Raw genomic sequence first — 15,561 nt, forward strand, 5'->3', positions numbered from 1 at the left:
TTCTTTAAGGTAAGGAGGTGATCCAACCGCAGGTTCCCCTACGGTTACCTTGTTACGACTTCACCCCAGTCATGAATCACAAAGTGGTAAGCGCCCTCCCGAAGGTTAAGCTACCTACTTCTTTTGCAACCCACTCCCATGGTGTGACGGGCGGTGTGTACAAGGCCCGGGAACGTATTCACCGTGGCATTCTGATCCACGATTACTAGCGATTCCGACTTCATGGAGTCGAGTTGCAGACTCCAATCCGGACTACGACATACTTTATGAGGTCCGCTTGCTCTCGCGAGGTCGCTTCTCTTTGTATATGCCATTGTAGCACGTGTGTAGCCCTACTCGTAAGGGCCATGATGACTTGACGTCATCCCCACCTTCCTCCAGTTTATCACTGGCAGTCTCCTTTGAGTTCCCGGCCTAACCGCTGGCAACAAAGGATAAGGGTTGCGCTCGTTGCGGGACTTAACCCAACATTTCACAACACGAGCTGACGACAGCCATGCAGCACCTGTCTCAGAGTTCCCGAAGGCACCAAAGCATCTCTGCTAAGTTCTCTGGATGTCAAGAGTAGGTAAGGTTCTTCGCGTTGCATCGAATTAAACCACATGCTCCACCGCTTGTGCGGGCCCCCGTCAATTCATTTGAGTTTTAACCTTGCGGCCGTACTCCCCAGGCGGTCGACTTAACGCGTTAGCTCCGGAAGCCACGCCTCAAGGGCACAACCTCCAAGTCGACATCGTTTACGGCGTGGACTACCAGGGTATCTAATCCTGTTTGCTCCCCACGCTTTCGCACCTGAGCGTCAGTCTTTGTCCAGGGGGCCGCCTTCGCCACCGGTATTCCTCCAGATCTCTACGCATTTCACCGCTACACCTGGAATTCTACCCCCCTCTACAAGACTCTAGCCTGCCAGTTTCGGATGCAGTTCCCAGGTTGAGCCCGGGGATTTCACATCCGACTTGACAGACCGCCTGCGTGCGCTTTACGCCCAGTAATTCCGATTAACGCTTGCACCCTCCGTATTACCGCGGCTGCTGGCACGGAGTTAGCCGGTGCTTCTTCTGCGAGTAACGTCAATTGCTGCGGTTATTAACCACAACACCTTCCTCCTCGCTGAAAGTACTTTACAACCCGAAGGCCTTCTTCATACACGCGGCATGGCTGCATCAGGCTTGCGCCCATTGTGCAATATTCCCCACTGCTGCCTCCCGTAGGAGTCTGGACCGTGTCTCAGTTCCAGTGTGGCTGGTCATCCTCTCAGACCAGCTAGGGATCGTCGCCTAGGTGAGCCGTTACCCCACCTACTAGCTAATCCCATCTGGGCACATCCGATGGCAAGAGGCCCGAAGGTCCCCCTCTTTGGTCTTGCGACGTTATGCGGTATTAGCTACCGTTTCCAGTAGTTATCCCCCTCCATCGGGCAGTTTCCCAGACATTACTCACCCGTCCGCCACTCGTCACCCAAGGAGCAAGCTCCTCTGTGCTACCGTTCGACTTGCATGTGTTAGGCCTGCCGCCAGCGTTCAATCTGAGCCATGATCAAACTCTTCAATTTAAAAGTTTGATGCTCAATGAATTAAACTTCGTAATGAATTACGTGTTCACTCGTTGAGACTTGGTATTCATTTTTCGTCTTGCGACGTTAAGAATCCGTATCTTCGAGTGCCCACACAGATTGTCTGATAAATTGTTAAAGAGCAGTTGCGACGCGCTTTAGCGCTCTGTCGCGAGGTGGCGTATATTACGCTTTTCTCTTTCAGAGTCAACCCTCATTTTCAGGTTTTTCTCTTCAACCGAACCGGCTGTTTGCGTGAAGTGATTCACATCCGCCGTGTCGATGGAGGCGCATTATAGGGATCCCATTTTTTAGCACAAGTATTTTTTGGATCTTTTTTTCTGAATGCTTGTTTTTCACTCCTTTCGCTACATTCCTGCGCAATTTGGCTGATTTTTGATAGCTAAACCACTTGCACAGTCTCAATAATCCAACCAAAGTCTTCATTACTGCTCTATTTTCGTTGAGGTAAACATGTCTGATATACTGCGTCCTTATAAGGATCTTTTCCCACAGATCGGAAATCGCGTAATGATCGACACCAGCAGTGTCGTCATTGGTGATGCTCGTTTGGCTGATGATGTCGGAATTTGGCCACTGGTTGCCATTCGTGGCGACGTTAACTATGTACAAATTGGTGCCCGTACAAACATTCAGGACGGCAGCGTTCTCCATGTCACACATAAATCCACGTCTAATCCGCAGGGTAATCCATTGATCGTGGGTGAGGATGTAACAGTCGGTCATAAAGTCATGCTACACGGCTGTATCATTGGCAACCGCGTATTAGTCGGCATGGGTTCGATTCTGCTGGATGGCGTGGTAGTAGAAGACGACGTTATGATTGGGGCTGGGAGCCTGGTTCCCCAAAACAAACGCCTGGAAAGCGGGTATCTGTACCTGGGAAGCCCGGTTAAACAAATCCGTCCATTAAGCGATGAAGAGAAAGCAGGCTTACAATATTCAGCTAACAACTATGTTAAGTGGAAAGATGAATATTTAAGTCAGAGTAACCACACCCAACCTTGAGCATCTTCCTGCTGGTCCTGGATCAATCCTTCAGCTTCTTCTTCCAGATCCCAGCGATGCTGTTGAAAGATTTCCAACCACTGTTCAGGCGTGTCGCCGCCAAAGCGGGACGCCAGCATCTCTCCAGATATGGCACATGTTAACTGCATACCATGAACCATCGCCGGAAAAACCACGGCGCTGACATCCGTGCGCCATTCTTCTCGATCGGGAAACTGGATCGCCTGATTCATGCCGACAATTCCTGCTGCATGCTTTTAATGACGGGTTCAATCTGCGGCAAAACCCCATGCCAGAGTAAAACGGCGTGCGCTGCTTGCCCCACCAGCATACCCAGGCCATCAGCATATTGTTTCGCCCCATGTTCGGCACACCAGGAGAGGAACGGTGTATCTCCTTTCTGATAAAACATGTCATAACAATAGACAGATGAGTGAATAAGAGATGTCGGAATAGCCGGTATCTCACCGCTAATTCCGCTGGATGTCGCGTTAATAATCAAATCAAAACTGTAATTATCAAGCTCATCCATTCCTACCGCCTGTACGCTGCCGGTATGGGAGAAGATTAGTGCCAGTTCTTCAGCGCGCGAAGCGGTACGGTTAACAATAGTCACCGCGCAATCCATAGAAAGAAGAGGTAATAAAACTCCACGGGATGCACCACCCGCACCAATCAGCAGAACTCGCGATCCGGGACGAATGAAAGATAAACGCTCAAGATCGCTCAACAAGCCGATACCATCCGTGTTGTCTCCCAGCAAACGCCCATCCTCCAGCCGTTTAAGGGTGTTGACCGCTCCAGCAAGCGATGCCCGCTCCGTTAGTTCATCGGCACGTGCAAATGCCTCTTCTTTGAAAGGCACGGTGACATTTGCCCCCTTCCCGCCCCCAGCAAAAAAAGCGTTCAGGGTATTCACAAAATCATTGATGGGTGCCAATACACGCCCGTAGGAGTGATCAATCTTCAGCTGCTCTGCAAATTGCTGATGAATAAAGGGCGATTTACTGTGCGCTATCGGATTACCAAAAACAGCATAGGCTTCTTTCATATTACCCCTGTCGAAACTGTTCACCTGTCAGAGCATCACGGATCTCCGAAGGATTCAAACGCCCCCCGGTCTCCCCTTCAACCACGGGAAAGTCTGTACCGAACTGTGCGCGAACTTCCTCTACCGTTCTGCAAGGCGGTAAGCCACTCAAATTAGCACTGGTAGAAACTAACGGTTTGCCATAAGCCTGGCACAACGCAACCACCAGCGGGTGATCGGTGACGCGAACAGCCAGAGAATCAAAGCGCCCGGTCAACCAGCGTGGCGTTGTCGCAAGCGCTGGGAAAACGAAGGTAACAGGACCAGGCCAACGGGCGAAAACAGCGTCACGTTGAGCATCGGTGAGCATGCTATCGTCGATATATGGTTTAAGTTGTTCAAAGTTTGACGCGATTAAAATTAACCCTTTATCGACCGGACGTTGTTTTAGCGCCAACAAACGGGTTACAGCCGTTTCGCTATCGGGGTCGCAGCCGACACCAAATACAGCTTCAGTTGGATAGGCGATGACTTTTTCTTGTTTCAGAACCGCTATCGCCGCAGCGATAGCGTCTGTGGGCAGGCTATTATTCACTTTTTTATTCCGCCGAAATCGGCTTTCCACATTGTTTACTGGCACAGAAATGCTTCACACCCTGCGCGGTTTTCTTTTCGATGAGAAGCGGATAATGACACTCAGGACATTCTCCGGCTAACGGTTTGAAGTTAATGACAAACTGGCACTCCGGATAGCGATCGCAGGAGTAAAAGATTTTGCCATAACGGGAACGCCGCTGGACAAGATGACCAGTCTGGCATTGAGGACAGACTATTGCTGTTTCATCAGGCTTGTCGATGAGCTCGGTGTGATCGCACGCAGGATAGTCACTGCATCCAATAAACATACCAAATCGTCCCTGTCTCAGCACCAGCTCAGCGCCACATGCAGGACAAAACTTACCCTCCAGAACTTTGACAATATGTCCGTCCGCGGAAGATTTCAGCGGACGGATGTAATCGCATTCTGGATAGTGTGAACAACCGAGAAATGGACCGTGTTTCCCGGAACGAATAACCAGTTCAGCCCCGCATTGTGGGCAGGGCTCGTTTTTACGCACCGTGAACAGTGCTGATTTAGCCATAACAACTCATACTGAATGAAGATTGATTAATGCAGCATACCTTCATTCACTTCAAAGAGTAATTCTTCCATTTGCTGATAGGCATTTTCACAACCTGGAATGTTGAATAGCACCATCAGAATCACCCACTTCAGGTCTTCCAGATCGAACTCTGCCGTATCCAGCGCGAGTACGCGCTCAATAACCATTTCTCGCGTTTCGAGGTTTAGCACCTGAATCTGCTCCAGGAATAGCAGGAATCCTCTACAGCTTGCATCCAGTCGATCGCACTCTTCCGCAGTATAAATACGTATAGAAAGAGGGTCCGATGCCAGCTGCATAGGTTCAGCAAGGCCATCCTGATAGTCAGCAAGCTTCTCCAGCCAAAGTAACGCGTTGTAAATGTCTTCACGATCAAAACCAGCGTCGGTAAGATCCCGTTCCAGTTTGTCCTGATCCACACGCAGCTCAGCTTCGTTATGGATATATGTCTCAAACAAATACATTAGTACGTCGAACATGGCATGCCCTCCTCAATCGGACATAGCCGCCGGGTACAGCTGCGATCCACCCTGCTAACTCCAGTTCGAGCAGTTGAGCCACTACCTCTGGCACAGGTTGGCCGGCACGTTCAGCGACGACGTCAACAGGTGTTACCTCATCTCCTACGTTAGCCAGGAGCTCCGGAAATGGCAATGCCACCTCTCCGTGATCTGGCGAATAAATTGATTTTTCAGGTTCATCTGGCAACCATTGCAGCCCATATTGCAAATTTTCAAGAATTTCCTCTGGTGTCGTCACAAGCATGGCTCCCTGCTGAATAAGCCAATGCGGGCCTTCACTTCCCGGGCTCCCAATCGGCCCAGGTAAAGCAAACACCTCTCGCCCTTGTTCAATTGCACAGCGAGCAGTAACCAGCGACCCGCTACGCTGTGCAGCTTCGACAACCAGTACACCTTTACTTAGACCACTGATAATGCGATTTCGTCGGGGAAAATTGCGCGGCAAAGGGAGCATATCTAATGGGAACTCAGACACCAGTGCGCCCCCAGCCTCAATAAGTCGCTCCGCAAGACGGATATGCTGTCGTGGATGAATGGTCTCAAGTCCATTTCCCAGCACCGCAATACTTGTGCCTTGTCGGTTTATCGCAGCATTGTGCGCCACGCCATCAATCCCCCGGGCCAGACCGCTGGTGATCGTCACCCCACATGCAGCAAGCTTTTCACAAAACAACCGTCCCCAGCGTTCGCCATACCATGAATGTTGTCGACTACCGACAACGGCAACTTGAAATGAGTGGAGGCATGCGGGAGCTCCTGCAACAAAAAGCACCCCAGGATAATCCTCAATCGCACGGAGCTGTGGCGGATAATGCTCGCTGTCGGCAACCACAAAATGGTGGTTAGGCTGTTCAAGCCAGCGCAGCGTTTTTTCCAGCGTCAGATCTGAAAAGGTTAAAAAGCGTCTTGCCTGGCGTGGAGAGAATCCTGCCTGCAAGAGTACCGCGTTGTTAATGCACGGTTGAGTATTGAGCCAGTGAGCAACGCGCACTATCTCATCACCATACAGTTCATTCACTTGCGCTAAACGTAGCCAAATTTCGATTTGGGTCATCCCTGTTCCCCTGCCACAAGCAGTCCTGGCAATCTTTGCGATTGGTCACTGATGCTGTCAATCAGAGGGGGTTTTGTCTAGAATAGAGGTAATAATCTTTTCAACTCCTGAACTCAACTCTGGATAACTATGTCAGTTTTGCAAGTGTTACATATTCCGGACGAGCGCCTTCGCAAAGTCGCAAAACCGGTTGAAGAAGTGAATGCAGAAATTCAGCGTATCGTTGATGATATGTTCGAAACGATGTACGCCGAAGAAGGTATCGGTCTGGCAGCAACACAGGTCGATATTCATCAGCGCATCATTGTTATTGATGTCTCTGAAAATCGCGATGAGCAGTTGGTACTCATTAACCCAGAACTGCTGGAAAAAGACGGCGAAACCGGCATTGAAGAAGGCTGTCTGTCTATTCCTGAACAGCGTGCGTTAGTACCGCGTGCAGAGAAAGTAAAAATTCGTGCGCTCGATCGCGACGGCAAATCTTTTGAACTGGAAGCCGATGGCCTGCTCGCTATCTGCATTCAACATGAAATGGATCACCTGGTCGGTAAACTATTTATCGATTATCTGTCTCCGTTGAAGCAACAACGCATTCGTCAGAAAGTTGAAAAACTCGACCGCCTGAACGCCCGAGCTTAAGGACAAGGATCAACGTGTCAGACTCACTACGTATTATTTTTGCGGGTACACCTGACTTTGCAGCGCGTCATCTCGACGCGCTGCTGTCTTCTGGACATAACGTCGTTGGCGTGTTTACCCAACCGGACCGCCCGGCGGGACGCGGTAAAAAGCTGATGCCCAGCCCGGTAAAAGTGCTGGCAGAAGAAAAAGGGATACCGGTCTTTCAACCCGTCTCTCTTCGCCCTCAGGAAAACCAGCAGTTGGTTGCTGATTTACACGCAGACGTGATGGTGGTGGTAGCATATGGCCTGATTCTGCCAAAAGCCGTACTGGAAATGCCGCGCCTGGGTTGTATCAACGTTCACGGTTCCCTGCTTCCGCGCTGGCGGGGTGCAGCACCGATCCAGCGCTCACTGTGGGCAGGCGACGCCGAAACCGGTGTTACCATCATGCAGATGGATGTTGGCCTCGACACCGGTGATATGCTGCTGAAGCTGTCCTGCCCAATTACGGCAGAAGATACCAGCGGTTCGTTATATGACAAGCTGGCAGACCTGGGGCCTCAGGGGCTGATTGAAACGCTAAAACAGCTGGCTGCCGGTACAATAAAACCGGTGGTACAAGACGAATCACTGGTTACGCATGCAGAAAAACTCAGCAAAGAAGAGGCCCGTATCGACTGGTCGCTTTCGGCTGTTCAATTGGAACGCTGCATCCGCGCCTTTAACCCGTGGCCAATGAGCTGGCTTGAAATCGATGGTCAGCCAGTGAAAGTCTGGCAAGCTTCGGTTATTGCTGTAAACACCCAGGCCGAGCCAGGCACCATTCTAGAGGCGACAAAGCAGGGTATCCAGGTCGCAACAGGTGACGGCATTCTGAATCTTATCTCTTTGCAGCCTGCCGGTAAAAAAGCCATGAGCGCGCAGGATCTGCTTAATTCACGCCGGGAGTGGTTCGTGCCCGGAAACCGTCTGGCCTGACGGTTCATCTCTTTAAGCCCGGTGTCTCCGGGCATTTTTATTTTTGCGCTTATGAAAAAACATCTTAATTTACGCAGTATGGCGGCCCAGGCCGTCGAACAGGTTGTCGAGAAAGGACAATCACTAAGTAACGTGCTGCCCGCCATGCAGCAAAAAGTTGCCGATAAAGACAAAGCGCTGTTACAGGAACTGTGCTTCGGCGTATTACGTACACTCTCTCAACTGGAGTGGATGATCCAGCAACTGATGGAACGTCCAATGACGGGCAAACAGCGCACCGTTCACTACCTGATCATGGTGGGCTTCTACCAACTGTTGCATACTCGTATTCCAGCACACGCTGCGTTAGCTGAGACCGTAGAAGGCGCGGTCGTTATTAAGCGTCCACAGCTGAAAGGGCTGATCAACGGCGTACTGCGCCAGTTTCAACGCCGTCAGGATGAACTGCTAGCCGAGTTTGCGCAAAGCGATTTGCGCTTCTTACACCCCTCCTGGCTGGTGAAACGTATTAAGAGTGCGTATCCGCAGAAATGGGAAGCCATTCTTGAAGCCAATAACCAGCGACCGCCGATGTGGCTACGAGTCAATCGTAATCACCATACTCGCGACGCCTGGCTAGACCTGCTTACCGAAGCGGGATTAACAGGTTTTCCGCATCCAGACTACCCGGATGCAGTGCGTCTGGAAACACCGGCTCCAGTTCACGCCCTCCCTGGTTTTGACGAAGGTTGGGTCACCGTTCAGGATGCTTCCGCTCAAGGATGCGTAAATTATCTGTTGCCGGAGGACGGTGAGCAGATCCTCGACCTGTGCTGTGCGCCGGGCGGTAAAACCACTCACATTCTGGAAGTTGCTCCGCAAGCTAACGTCATGGCCGTCGATGTGGATGAAAAACGCTTATCGCGCGTTTACGACAATCTGAAACGTCTGGGCATGAAGGCAACCGTAAAACAGGGGGATGGACGCTATCCAAAGCAGTGGTGCGGTGAACAACAGTTTGACCGTATTTTGCTGGACGCCCCATGTTCTGCAACCGGGGTGATCCGTCGCCATCCGGATATCAAATGGCTGCGCCGCGACCGGGATATTGCCGAACTTGCCCAATTACAGGCTGAGATCCTGAATGCTACCTGGTCACATCTTAAATCTGGCGGCACGCTGGTGTATGCAACGTGTTCTATCCTGCCAGAAGAGAACCAGCAGCAAATTGCCGCCTTCCTGGCACGCACACCGGATGCGGTATTAAGCGAAACCGGTACGCCGGAAAAACCCGGACGTCAGAATTTACCGGGTGCGGAAGATGGCGATGGCTTCTTTTACGCTAAGCTAATCAAAAAGTGATGAGATAACGGGTCGCGACTGATGAAAATTATCATTCTGGGCGCAGGGCAAGTTGGCGGTACGCTGGCTGAAAACCTGGTCGGAGAGAACAACGATATCACGGTAGTCGATACCAATGGTGAACGCCTGCGCAGCCTGCAGGACAAGTTTGATCTCCGTGTCGTGCAAGGGCATGGTTCGCATCCCCGCGTATTGCGTGAAGCCGGTGCCGACGATGCCGATATGCTGGTTGCCGTAACCAGCTCAGATGAAACAAATATGGTTGCCTGCCAGGTAGCTTATTCACTGTTTAATACGCCTAATCGCATCGCCCGTATTCGTTCACCAGATTACGTTCGCGATGCCGACAAGCTGTTCCAATCCGATGCGGTGCCAATCGATCACCTGATTGCGCCTGAGCAACTGGTTATTGATAGCATTTATCGCCTGATTGAATATCCGGGCGCATTACAGGTGGTGAATTTTGCCGAAGGTAAAGTCAGTCTGGCAGTAGTAAAAGCCTATTACGGCGGGCCGCTTATCGGTAATGCGCTGTCAACAATGCGTGAGCATATGCCGCACATCGATACCCGCGTTGCGGCGATTTTCCGTCATGACCGACCGATCCGTCCGCAAGGTTCTACGATCGTTGAAGCGGGTGATGAAGTCTTCTTTATTGCGGCATCACAGCATATACGCGCCGTAATGAGTGAACTGCAGCGTCTGGAAAAGCCGTACAAACGCATTATGTTAGTAGGCGGCGGTAATATCGGTGCGGGTCTGGCACGTCGTCTGGAAAAAGATTACAGCGTTAAACTGATCGAACGTAATCAACAGCGCGCATCCGAACTTGCAGAGAAACTACAAAATACGATCGTCTTTTTTGGTGATGCTTCGGATCAAGAGTTACTGGCCGAAGAACATATCGATCAGGTCGATCTGTTCATCGCAGTGACCAATGATGACGAAGCAAATATCATGTCGGCGATGCTTGCCAAACGGATGGGCGCCAAGAAAGTAATGGTGTTGATCCAGCGCAGAGCATACGTCGATCTGGTGCAAGGCAGCGTGATCGATATTGCGATTTCACCGCAGCAGGCGACCATCTCCGCGCTGCTGAGCCACGTGCGTAAAGCTGATATTGTTGGCGTTTCTTCACTTCGCCGTGGCGTCGCGGAAGCCATTGAAGCCGTCGCACACGGGGATGAAACGACGTCGAGAGTTGTAGGGCGTTCAATTGATGAAATTAAACTTCCGCCCGGAACCATTATTGGCGCCGTTGTACGTGGTAACGATGTCATGATTGCCAACGATAACCTGCGCATTGAGCAGGGCGATCACGTAATTATGTTCCTGACAGATAAAAAGTTTATTACCGACGTCGAGCGACTATTCCAACCAAGTCCTTTTTTCCTGTAATAATTTGGGCGCTAATACAGCGCCCTTTTTATTTCCCTTTATTTTTCATGGTCTAATAAATTTTCCTTTCGGCAATACATAAATGGAAATTGCCTAAACATTTGTTAAACTTATAAACGTCAGCTGCATAGGGAGAATAAAATGAGCATTATTAAAGAGTTTCGCGAATTCGCGATGCGCGGGAATGTTGTCGATTTGGCAGTGGGTGTCATTATTGGCGCGGCATTCGGTAAGATTGTTTCATCACTGGTTGCCGATATCATTATGCCGCCGCTGGGGCTGTTAATTGGTGGAATTGATTTTAAACAGTTTGCTTTAACGCTACGTGATGCACAGGGAGACATCCCTGCCGTGGTCATGCATTACGGTGTATTTATTCAAAATGTATTCGATTTCATTATTGTTGCGTTTGCTATCTTTATGGCAATCAAACTGATCAACAAACTGAACCGTAAAAAAGCGGAAGAGCCGGCAGCACCGCCAGCTCCATCGAAAGAAGAAGTATTGCTAAGTGAAATTCGTGACCTGCTGAAAGAACAGAATAATCGCTCTTAAGCACTCACTGAAACAAGAAGGCCAGTGGTAAAAAAGTTAATTACTTTCTTGCCACTGGCCTCCCAGTTACCCCGATTGCCATGTTTTCCTTTACGTAGATAACTTCCTTTCCCTTTCTTATTTTTCTCAACGCGCTGTCTGAACAGTGGGTCATGCAGAAGCGCCTCAATGGCGTTGTCCTTTATCTGCCCTTTGGTGTGCTGATAACGACTCATAATATCTCCAATTTGTAGGAATTTACGCCGCGAGTGTAGACCTGGCAGTTCAAGAAATCAACAGCCTGATGTTGTTCCACTGGCGCCTTGCTCAAGAGCTTCAAGAATAGAGCAGTACACGCTGCTGTGTGCCTTGCCGCAGCATGCATCATTCAATCGCTGCAGAGACCGCTGCATCGTCTGAAGTTCAGCAATACGGGCTTCGACTTCTTGCAGTCTTTCCTGGACGATCCCTTTTGATTCCTGACAGGTATGGTGTTCGGGATCAACACGGATCGAAAGCAATTCGCGGATCGACTCCAAAGTGAAACCAAGCTGCCGGGCATAACGAATAAACTTCAAGCGCTGAAGATCGCTTTCTGTATAGAGGCGAAATCCGCCTTCAGTACGCACTTCATGCTCCATCATCTGCTGCTTTTCATAGTAGCGGATAGTATCCGGCGTCACGTCAGCCAGTTTCGCTATTTCACCAATTCGGTACATGCTCTCTCCGCTATTCGTCGTTGATCTTTTTTAGCAACTTATCTGCGTAGTCACCGCGCAAAAACTCGGTGCTGAGTCCAGCCTGCCGAAGTTTAAGTTCCAGTAGCGACAGTCTTCGGCTCACCTCCGGATAACTGGGATCATCTTTGCGGATCCCCGCGAGTATTTCAAGCAGCTGTATTGCCTCTCTGCGTTGCTCGAGCTCAGGAGGAAGGCAACCTGCATTTTTTAATAAACGGTATCCGGCTCGGAGTTCAGGCGGGACATGGGAGTCATCGTCAAGAGTCAGCGGTTCGCCCGTTCCCGGTAAATCATCAAACTCGCCATTAGACTGTGCATCAATAATATGGCGCTCTGCCCACTGGTCAAGTAACCACATACAACACTCCAGGGGATGAACAAAAAGAGTACAGATATTGTAGATAAGTGGGGATATGACGGATATAAAAAAACCCGCCGAGGCGGGTTTTTTTACGTTACTACAGATTACTCTGCAGCAGCTTCTGTTTTCTCTGAACGATCAACCAGCTCGATGTATGCCATCGGCGCGTTGTCGCCTGCACGGAAACCACACTTCAGAATGCGAGTGTAACCACCGGCGCGGCTCGCAAAACGCGGGCCCAGTTCGTTAAACAGTTTTGCCACGATCTCGTTATCACGAGTACGGGCGAATGCCAGACGACGATTAGCTACGCTATCAGTCTTGGCAAGAGTAATCAGCGGCTCAACTACGCGACGCAGCTCTTTCGCTTTCGGCAGAGTCGTCTTGATGATTTCATGACGAACCAGTGAACCTGCCATATTGCGGAACATAGCCTGGCGATGGCTGCTGTTGCGGTTCAGTTGACGACCACTCTTACGATGGCGCATGACCTTATCCTTCTCAGTAAAACCTTAACCTGTGATCCGGTTACTCGTCAGCGATGCTTGCCGGTGGCCAGTTTTCCAGGCGCATGCCCAGAGACAGTCCACGGGAAGCCAGCACGTCTTTAATCTCGGTAAGAGATTTTTTACCAAGGTTAGGCGTCTTAAGAAGCTCAACCTCAGTACGCTGTACCAGATCACCGATATAGTGGATAGCTTCTGCTTTGAGGCAGTTAGCAGAGCGGACAGTCAATTCCAGATCGTCAACAGGGCGCAGCAGGATCGGATCGAATTCTGGTTTCTCTTCTTTAACTTCCGGCTGACGTACATCACGTAAATCAACGAAAGCTTCCAGTTGTTCAGCCAGAATGGTTGCCGCACGACGAATCGCCTCTTCAGGATCGATTGTGCCGTTGGTTTCCATTTCGATGACCAGCTTGTCCAGGTCGGTACGCTGTTCTACACGCGCTGCTTCAACATTGTAGGCAATACGCTCTACAGGGCTGTAGCATGCGTCGACCAGCAGACGGCCGATTGGGCGCTCATCTTCTTCCGAATGAATTCGGGTAGAAGCCGGCACATAACCACGACCGCGCTGAACTTTGATACGCATGCTAATAGATGCATTCTCATCGGTCAGGTGGCAGATCACGTGCTGTGGCTTGACGATTTCGACATCACCATCATGGGTAATGTCGGCTGCAGTCACAGGGCCAATGCCAGATTTATTCAAGGTAAGAATAACGTCATCTTTACCCTGAACTCTCACCGCCAGCCCTTTCAGGTTGAGCAGGATTTCCAGGATATCTTCCTGAACGCCTTCTTTGGTGCTGTACTCATGTAGTACACCATCAATCTCAACCTCGGTCACCGCGCAACCCGGCATCGATGAGAGCAGAATACGGCGCAGTGCGTTACCCAAAGTATGGCCAAAGCCACGCTCTAAAGGCTCAAGGGTCACCTTGGCGTGCGTCGAACTCACTTGCTCGATATCTACCAGGCGCGGTTTTAGAAACTCTGTCACAGAACCCTGCATTGTGTCCTCTCTTTGGTACTAAGCTTTACTTGGAGTAAAGCTCGACGATCAGGTGTTCGTTAATGTCCGCAGACAGATCAGAACGCTCCGGCTTACGCTTGAACGTACCTTCCATCTTGCCAGCATCAACTTCCAGCCAGGTTGGCTTTTCACGCTGCTCAGCCAGCTCCAGAGCGGCTTTCACGCGAGACTGCTTCTTCGCTTTCTCACGAATGCTAACAACGTCATTCGGACTAACCTGATAAGAAGCGATGTTAACAACACGACCGTTTACCATAATTGCTTTATGGCTGACCAGCTGACGTGCTTCTGCACGAGTGGCACCGAAGCCCATACGGTATACAACGTTGTCCAGACGACCTTCCAGCAGACCCAACAGGTTTTCACCGGTGTTGCCTTTCAGACGTGCTGCTTCTTTGTAGTAGTTACGGAACTGACGCTCCAGCACACCGTAGATACGGCGAACTTTTTGCTTTTCACGCAACTGCACACCATAGTCAGACAGACGCGGTTTACGCGCACCGTGCTGGCCAGGAGCTTGTTCAATTTTACACTTGGTATCGATCGCGCGAACGCCAGACTTAAGGAATAAGTCAGTGCCCTCACGACGGCTCAGCTTGAGCTTAGGACCCAAATATCTTGCCATTTTCTTTCTCCAACAATCCTAGAAACGACAGCGTTATACGCGACGTTTTTTCGGCGGACGACAACCGTTATGAGGGATCGGAGTCACATCAGTAATATTAGTGATGCGGAAACCAGCGGCGTTCAGAGCACGAACAGTAGATTCGCGACCTGGACCCGGTCCTTTGACCATAACTTCCAGATTCTTGATACCGTATTCTTTTACGGCTTCAGCGCAACGCTCTGCTGCAACCTGAGCTGCAAACGGAGTGGATTTGCGAGAACCACGGAAACCGGAACCACCGGCTGTTGCCCAACCCAGTGCGTTACCCTGACGATCAGTAATGGTAACGATGGTGTTGTTAAAAGAAGCATGGATATGAGCCACGCCGTCAGAGACTTGTTTTCTTACACGTTTACGTGCACGAATTGGTGCCTTTGCCATTATTCAATCACCCCGATTATTTCTTGATCGGTTTGCGCGGACCCTTACGGGTACGTGCGTTGGTCTTGGTACGCTGACCGCGAACCGGGAGACCACGACGATGACGCAAACCGCGATAGCAACCAAGATCCATAAGGCGCTTGATGCTCATGCTAACTTCACGGCGCAGATCACCTTCAACGACAAATTTGGCAACTTCGTCACGCAGCGTGTCGATTTGTTCTTCAGACAGCTCACTGATCTTAACATCTTCAGCGATACCCGCGGCAGCCAGAATGGCTTTAGAACGGGTCTTGCCGACGCCGTAGATCGAAGTTAATGCGATCACAGCATGTTTCTGATCAGGAATGTTAATGCCTGCTATACGGGCCACTATGCACTCCTACTATTTAATATGTACGCACCATGCTGAAAAGCCCGTTTTCAGGATACTCAAATGGAAACGCACAGACATACAAAAGATTGGCTGGCTAATCTAGCCAGCTCAACCCAACTTTGCAAGAAAAATATGCGAATAAATCAGCCTTGGCGCTGTTTATGCTTCGGCTCGGCACTGCAAATCACACGGATGACACCATCACGCTTAACGATTTTGCAGTTACGGCATAATTTCTTGACGGAAGCACGAACTTTCATTTTTACTCTCCGTA

Annotated in this window: 21 protein-coding genes and 1 rRNA gene; 6 read left to right on the forward strand and 16 right to left on the reverse strand. The window is 50.3% G+C overall.

Features of this window, described 5'->3' with window-relative positions; translation table 11 throughout:
• Positions 1 to 10: 10 nt before the first annotated feature.
• A 16S ribosomal RNA gene (locus OGX94_RS17375) occupies positions 11 to 1,552 on the reverse strand.
• 474 nt (positions 1,553 to 2,026) lie between these two features.
• Here OGX94_RS17375 and OGX94_RS17380 point away from each other — a divergent pair.
• Complete coding sequence (locus OGX94_RS17380; protein ID WP_257662405.1) at positions 2,027 to 2,581, forward strand: gamma carbonic anhydrase family protein; 555 nt, start codon at positions 2,027 to 2,029, stop codon at positions 2,579 to 2,581.
• Here the strand turns inward: OGX94_RS17380 and OGX94_RS17385 are convergent.
• The 6 genes from OGX94_RS17385 to dprA are packed head-to-tail and all read right to left on the reverse strand — an operon-like array spanning position 2,557 to position 6,349.
• Positions 2,557 to 2,814, reverse strand: coding sequence for a DUF1488 family protein (locus tag OGX94_RS17385; protein ID WP_148361411.1), 258 nt, complete (start codon positions 2,812 to 2,814; stop codon positions 2,557 to 2,559). The two genes, OGX94_RS17380 and OGX94_RS17385, sit on opposite strands and share 25 nt — an antisense overlap.
• Positions 2,811 to 3,632: a shikimate dehydrogenase gene (aroE, locus tag OGX94_RS17390; protein WP_257662404.1), complete on the reverse strand. Its 822-nt coding sequence runs from the start codon at positions 3,630 to 3,632 to the stop codon at positions 2,811 to 2,813. Before aroE ends, OGX94_RS17385 begins: the two co-directional genes overlap by 4 nt.
• 1 nt (position 3,633) lies before the next feature.
• Positions 3,634 to 4,206 (reverse strand): L-threonylcarbamoyladenylate synthase type 1 TsaC, encoded by a 573-nt coding sequence (tsaC, locus tag OGX94_RS17395; protein WP_008786283.1) that lies wholly within the window; start codon positions 4,204 to 4,206, stop codon positions 3,634 to 3,636.
• Positions 4,207 to 4,210: 4 nt separating this feature from the next.
• Positions 4,211 to 4,753: a DNA topoisomerase family protein gene (locus OGX94_RS17400; protein WP_257662403.1), complete on the reverse strand. Its 543-nt coding sequence runs from the start codon at positions 4,751 to 4,753 to the stop codon at positions 4,211 to 4,213.
• 26 nt (positions 4,754 to 4,779) lie between these two features.
• Complete coding sequence (gene smg / locus OGX94_RS17405; RefSeq protein WP_003031162.1) at positions 4,780 to 5,253, reverse strand: DUF494 family protein Smg; 474 nt, start codon at positions 5,251 to 5,253, stop codon at positions 4,780 to 4,782.
• Entirely contained in the window at positions 5,225 to 6,349 is a 1,125-nt protein-coding gene (dprA, locus tag OGX94_RS17410) for a DNA-protecting protein DprA (protein ID WP_257662402.1), read from the reverse strand. Before dprA ends, smg begins: the two co-directional genes overlap by 29 nt.
• Before the next feature lie 129 nt (positions 6,350 to 6,478).
• Between dprA and def the strand changes: the two genes are divergently transcribed.
• The 5 genes from def (at position 6,479) to mscL (ending at position 11,244) form a co-directional block, all read left to right on the forward strand.
• The gene (def, locus tag OGX94_RS17415) at positions 6,479 to 6,988 is read left to right on the forward strand and encodes a peptide deformylase (protein WP_003828283.1); all 510 of its coding nucleotides are present in this window, start codon (positions 6,479 to 6,481) and stop codon (positions 6,986 to 6,988) included.
• Positions 6,989 to 7,002: 14 nt separating this feature from the next.
• Positions 7,003 to 7,950 (forward strand): methionyl-tRNA formyltransferase, encoded by a 948-nt coding sequence (gene fmt, locus OGX94_RS17420; protein ID WP_008786286.1) that lies wholly within the window; start codon positions 7,003 to 7,005, stop codon positions 7,948 to 7,950.
• A 51-nt stretch (positions 7,951 to 8,001) separates the two neighbouring features.
• Positions 8,002 to 9,291: a 16S rRNA (cytosine(967)-C(5))-methyltransferase RsmB gene (rsmB, locus tag OGX94_RS17425; protein WP_257662401.1), complete on the forward strand. Its 1,290-nt coding sequence runs from the start codon at positions 8,002 to 8,004 to the stop codon at positions 9,289 to 9,291.
• A 21-nt stretch (positions 9,292 to 9,312) separates the two neighbouring features.
• Entirely contained in the window at positions 9,313 to 10,689 is a 1,377-nt protein-coding gene (gene trkA / locus OGX94_RS17430) for a Trk system potassium transporter TrkA (protein ID WP_003031153.1), read from the forward strand.
• A gap of 141 nt (positions 10,690 to 10,830) precedes the next feature.
• Positions 10,831 to 11,244, forward strand: coding sequence for a large-conductance mechanosensitive channel protein MscL (gene mscL / locus OGX94_RS17435; RefSeq protein ID WP_003031152.1), 414 nt, complete (start codon positions 10,831 to 10,833; stop codon positions 11,242 to 11,244).
• Here mscL and arfA read toward each other — a convergent pair.
• The 9 genes from arfA to rpmJ all read right to left on the reverse strand — a co-directional run bounded on the left by arfA (position 11,241) and on the right by rpmJ (position 15,547).
• Entirely contained in the window at positions 11,241 to 11,459 is a 219-nt protein-coding gene (arfA, locus tag OGX94_RS17440) for an alternative ribosome-rescue factor ArfA (RefSeq protein WP_003828276.1), read from the reverse strand. The genes mscL and arfA overlap by 4 nt on opposite strands.
• Positions 11,460 to 11,516: 57 nt before the next feature.
• Positions 11,517 to 11,942 (reverse strand): Zn(2+)-responsive transcriptional regulator, encoded by a 426-nt coding sequence (zntR, locus tag OGX94_RS17445; protein WP_003031145.1) that lies wholly within the window; start codon positions 11,940 to 11,942, stop codon positions 11,517 to 11,519.
• A gap of 10 nt (positions 11,943 to 11,952) precedes the next feature.
• On the reverse strand, positions 11,953 to 12,321 hold the full coding sequence (locus tag OGX94_RS17450) for a DnaJ family domain-containing protein (RefSeq protein WP_149335894.1): 369 nt from the start codon (positions 12,319 to 12,321) through the stop codon (positions 11,953 to 11,955).
• 107 nt (positions 12,322 to 12,428) lie between these two features.
• Positions 12,429 to 12,812 carry a 50S ribosomal protein L17 gene (gene rplQ, locus OGX94_RS17455; RefSeq protein ID WP_001216370.1) on the reverse strand — a complete coding sequence of 128 codons (384 nt, stop codon included), beginning with the start codon at positions 12,810 to 12,812 and terminating at the stop codon, positions 12,429 to 12,431.
• A 40-nt stretch (positions 12,813 to 12,852) separates the two neighbouring features.
• On the reverse strand, positions 12,853 to 13,842 hold the full coding sequence (locus OGX94_RS17460; RefSeq protein ID WP_003031139.1) for a DNA-directed RNA polymerase subunit alpha: 990 nt from the start codon (positions 13,840 to 13,842) through the stop codon (positions 12,853 to 12,855).
• 25 nt (positions 13,843 to 13,867) lie between these two features.
• Positions 13,868 to 14,488: a 30S ribosomal protein S4 gene (gene rpsD / locus OGX94_RS17465; RefSeq protein ID WP_003031138.1), complete on the reverse strand. Its 621-nt coding sequence runs from the start codon at positions 14,486 to 14,488 to the stop codon at positions 13,868 to 13,870.
• A gap of 33 nt (positions 14,489 to 14,521) precedes the next feature.
• Positions 14,522 to 14,911 carry a 30S ribosomal protein S11 gene (gene rpsK / locus OGX94_RS17470; RefSeq protein ID WP_003031137.1) on the reverse strand — a complete coding sequence of 130 codons (390 nt, stop codon included), beginning with the start codon at positions 14,909 to 14,911 and terminating at the stop codon, positions 14,522 to 14,524.
• A 16-nt stretch (positions 14,912 to 14,927) separates the two neighbouring features.
• Positions 14,928 to 15,284 (reverse strand): 30S ribosomal protein S13, encoded by a 357-nt coding sequence (rpsM, locus tag OGX94_RS17475; RefSeq protein WP_003031135.1) that lies wholly within the window; start codon positions 15,282 to 15,284, stop codon positions 14,928 to 14,930.
• 146 nt (positions 15,285 to 15,430) lie between these two features.
• Entirely contained in the window at positions 15,431 to 15,547 is a 117-nt protein-coding gene (rpmJ, locus tag OGX94_RS17480; RefSeq protein ID WP_000868187.1) for a 50S ribosomal protein L36, read from the reverse strand.
• Between the last annotated feature and the right edge of the window lie 14 nt (positions 15,548 to 15,561).

Origin of the sequence: Citrobacter sp. Cpo037 (genome assembly GCF_030332945.1) — a bacterium.
Taxonomy (GTDB): domain Bacteria; phylum Pseudomonadota; class Gammaproteobacteria; order Enterobacterales; family Enterobacteriaceae; genus Citrobacter; species Citrobacter portucalensis.